This is a genomic window from Desulfovibrio sp. 1188_IL3213, from assembly GCF_036763145.1.
Lineage (GTDB): Bacteria > Desulfobacterota > Desulfovibrionia > Desulfovibrionales > Desulfovibrionaceae > Desulfovibrio.
Genome location: NZ_JBAIYR010000232.1, coordinates 1 through 3,604 on the forward strand (window position 1 = coordinate 1; position 3,604 = coordinate 3,604).

Here is a 3,604-nt window from a genome sequence, read left to right on the forward strand (position 1 = left end):
TTGCGCAAAAAGGCCGCCCCGCCCGCCATAAGGGCTTCGCGCTCCAGCCGGGCTTTTTCTTCCACCAGCCGTTTTTCGACCATTTCTTCGGGAAAAACCTGAAAATCCGGCGGCTGAAAACGAAAATGGCTTTTGCAGGCCAGCAGGGCGCGCCCGTAGGCCGCCACCTGATCAGAATCAGGGTCAGTGGCGAAAAGTTCGGCAAACCACTGTGCCGGGGCCAGAGCCACTTCGCCCTGCGCCAGTTCCCACGCGTCCATCACAGGCACTTCGGCCGCCAGTTGCTCGCGGCTTTTGCGGTGCTGTTCAAGCAGACGCACGGCGTCTTCCTTGCCCAGATCAGCGCTGTACATGGGGCCAAGCCACGGCAAAAGGCGCGGCGCATTGAGCCGCGTTTCCCGCCGGTTGGGCAGCAAAAGGCGCAAACGGCCTCCGGCCTCTTCAGTAATAAGGGCAATCTGAACGGCATTGCCCTCCAGATACTCCACCACGCAACCCGGCGCTGGGTAGCGCACACAATCCGACATGCCTGCTCCTTCAGAGGCGCGCCACATAACCATGCATCCACACGCCTTCGACAGGGACAATCCTTTATTTTTTCTTTTCTGGCAAGTGCCGGCACGCCGGTAACCGTGCGTACATGCCGCTTTTACCGGACCCGGGCCGCGCGCCGCACTGGACGAGACCCCCTGAAGCCGCTATAATAGGTCTTCTCCGGAAAACTTTTTTCCGCGCGGTCAGCGCGAGTCGGCGGGAGCATATGAGCAATATTATCCATCAAAGCGGAGGCAGCCGTACCCTGGTCATGCAGGAGCCTGAAACCCCCCAGCTCTACCGTGAACTTTTCCCCTATACCAGTATCTGCCGCACTTCGTTTGACGAAGTGCTGCTGGCCCCGCGACCTGCGGAACAGATGCGCATCACCGACACCACCTTTCGTGACGGCCAGCAGGCTCGCCCGCCGTATACGGTCAAGCAGGTGGCGAAAATGTTTGATTTTCTTCACCGCCTTGGCGGCAAGACGGGGCTTATCACGGCTTCGGAATTTTTTCTGTATTCCGCCAAGGACCGCAAGTGCATCGACGTGTGCCGTGCGCGCGGCTATCGCTTTCCGCGCGTGACAGCCTGGATACGCGCCACCAGGGATGACCTCAAGCTGGCCCGCGATATGGAATTTGACGAAACCGGCATGCTCACCAGCGTGTCGGACTATCACATCTTTCTCAAGCTGGGCAAAACCCGCCAGCAGGCTATGAACATGTACGTGGGCATGGCCGAGCAGGCGCTGGAATGGGGCATCATACCCCGCTGCCACTTCGAGGACATCACCAGGGCCGATATTTACGGCTTTTGCCTGCCCCTGGCCCAGAGGCTCATGGAGCTTTCCAGCCAGAGCGGCATGCCCGTAAAAATTCGCCTGTGCGACACCATGGGCTACGGCGTGCCATACCCCGGCGCAGCCCTGCCCCGCTCCGTGCAGCGCATTGTGCGCGCCTTTACCGACGAGGCGGGCGTTCCCGGCCAGTGGCTCGAATGGCACGGGCACAACGACTTTCACAAGGTGCTCGTCAACGGCGTCACAGCCTGGCTCAACGGCTGCGGCGCGGTCAACAGCACGCTGTTCGGCTTTGGCGAACGCACGGGGAACACTCCCCTTGAAGCCCTGCTTGTGGAGTACATTTCCCTTACGGGCGACGACGCCGCCGCCGACACCACGGTTCTGCACGAAGTGGCGCAGTTTTTTGAAAAAGAGCTGGACTACCGCATCCCCCACAACTACCCCTTTGTGGGACGCGACTTCAACGCCACCAGCGCGGGCGTACACGCCGACGGTCTGGCAAAAAACGAAGAAATATACAATATTTTCGACACAAAGCATCTGCTGGGCCGCTCCGTACCCATCATCATCACCGACAAGACGGGCCGCGCGGGCGTGGCCTACTGGATCAATACCAACCTCAATCTGGAAAAAGAGCGGCACATATCCAAAAAGCATCCTGCCGTGGGCAAGATATATGATGCCATCATGGCTGTTTACGAAGAAACCGGGCGCACCACCAATTTCTCGCATGTGGAAATGGAAGCGCTGGTGCAGCGCTTCATGCCCGAACTCTTTGTCTCCGAATTCGACAACATGAAGCAGCTTGCGGGTGAACTGGCCGCCAACCTGCTTGTACGCCTTGCCCGAGACAGGGACCTGCTGGACTTCGGTGAAAAGGCCCATGCCAAGATATACGCCTTTGAGCGTGAATATCCCTTTATCCAGTATTGCTACCTCACGGACGCCACGGGCAGTCTCAAATGCTCTGCCATCACCGACCCCACGTACAAGGAAACCTACGACGCCCTGCCCATCGGCTATGACTTCTCCGGCCGAGAATGGTTCAAAAAACCCATGCAAAGCGGCGATCTGCATATCATGGACGTGTACCAGTCGCACTTTACCAACAAGCTCATCATCACGGTTTCCTGCGCCGTCACCGATGAAAAAGACAATATTGTCGGCGTGATCGGTGTGGACATTCAGCTTGAGGAACTGCTCAAGCGCGCCCGCTCCCTCAAGCACGAGGTCGGCGGCGAGGACGATGGGGACTAGACCGCTTTCAGCATCAGACCGGGGCCGGGCTTATATGACCCGGCCCTGCTTCATAATTCACAGCTATTACATAAGGACGGGGGAACATGCGCAAGACTGTGTACTGGATCGAAGGCGACGGCATTGGCCCGGAAATCTGGCAGGCCGCCCGCCCGGTCATTGAAGGGGCCATTCGTGCCGCCGGGGACGACCTTGCCCTTGACTGGGTGGAACTGCTGGCTGGCGACAAGGCCGTGAAAGAATGCGGCAACCCCTTGCCCGAAGCCACCCTGGAAGCCCTGCGCCATGCCGGACTTGCCATGAAGGGCCCCTTGGGAACGCCCGTGGGTACAGGCATCCGCAGCCTTAACGTGGCCCTGCGTCAGACCCTGGACCTTTACGCCTGCATCCGTCCTGTGCGCCACTTTGAAGGGCTGGAAACCCCGGTCAAGCATCCCGAGCGCGTCAACATGGTCATCTTTCGTGAAAATACCGAAGACGTGTACGCGGGCGTGGAATTTGCCGCCAATACCCCCGAGGCGCGCAAGCTTGTGGCCTTTTTGCGCGACGAACTGGGCGTGACCAAGGTCAGCGACGAGGCCGCCGTGGGCATCAAACCCATGACGGAAGCCGGCTCCAAACGCCTTGTGCGCCGCGCCCTGCGCTTTGCCCTGGACCAGAAGCAGGAAAGCCTCACCCTTGTGCACAAGGGCAATATCATGAAGTTCACCGAAGGGGCTTTTCGCCAGTGGGGCTATGACGTGGCCGCCCAGGAGTTCGGCGACTGCACCTGCACCGAAAAAGAACCTGTGGCCGGACGGCTTGTGGTCAAAGACCGCATAGCCGACGCCATGTTTCAGGAGGCGCTGCTGCGCCCCGAACAGTATCAGGTGCTGGCAACGCCCAACCTCAACGGCGATTATATCTCCGACGCGCTGGCAGCCCAGGTAGGCGGCCTCGGCCTTGCGCCGGGCGTGAACATGTCCGACACGCTGGCCTTCTACGAAGCCACCCACGGCACGGCCCCCA

2 protein-coding genes and 1 pseudogene are annotated in these 3,604 nt (G+C 59.8%); 2 read left to right on the forward strand and 1 reads right to left on the reverse strand.

Annotation, left to right across the window (positions count from 1 at the left end; translation table 11 throughout):
- A pseudogene (locus tag V6C16_RS09370) lies at positions 1-527 on the reverse strand (ribonuclease catalytic domain-containing protein); the annotation flags it as partial.
- Between the two features lie 233 nt (positions 528-760).
- On the opposite strand from V6C16_RS09370, the gene V6C16_RS09375 reads away from it, so the two are divergent.
- Both V6C16_RS09375 and V6C16_RS09380 read left to right on the forward strand, forming a co-directional pair.
- Positions 761-2,596, forward strand: coding sequence for a triose-phosphate isomerase (locus V6C16_RS09375; protein WP_333543068.1), 1,836 nt, complete (start codon positions 761-763; stop codon positions 2,594-2,596).
- Positions 2,597-2,682: 86 nt separating this feature from the next.
- Positions 2,683-3,604, forward strand: a 922-nt coding sequence (locus V6C16_RS09380) for an NADP-dependent isocitrate dehydrogenase (RefSeq protein ID WP_333543069.1), incomplete at its 3' end; no start/stop codon positions are given.

What these genes read in the sequence shown, in the direction of transcription:
- V6C16_RS09375 (WP_333543068.1), top strand. Translation starts at nt 761, where the DNA reads ATGAGCAATATTATCCATCAAAGCGGAGGCAGCCGTACCCTGGTCATG.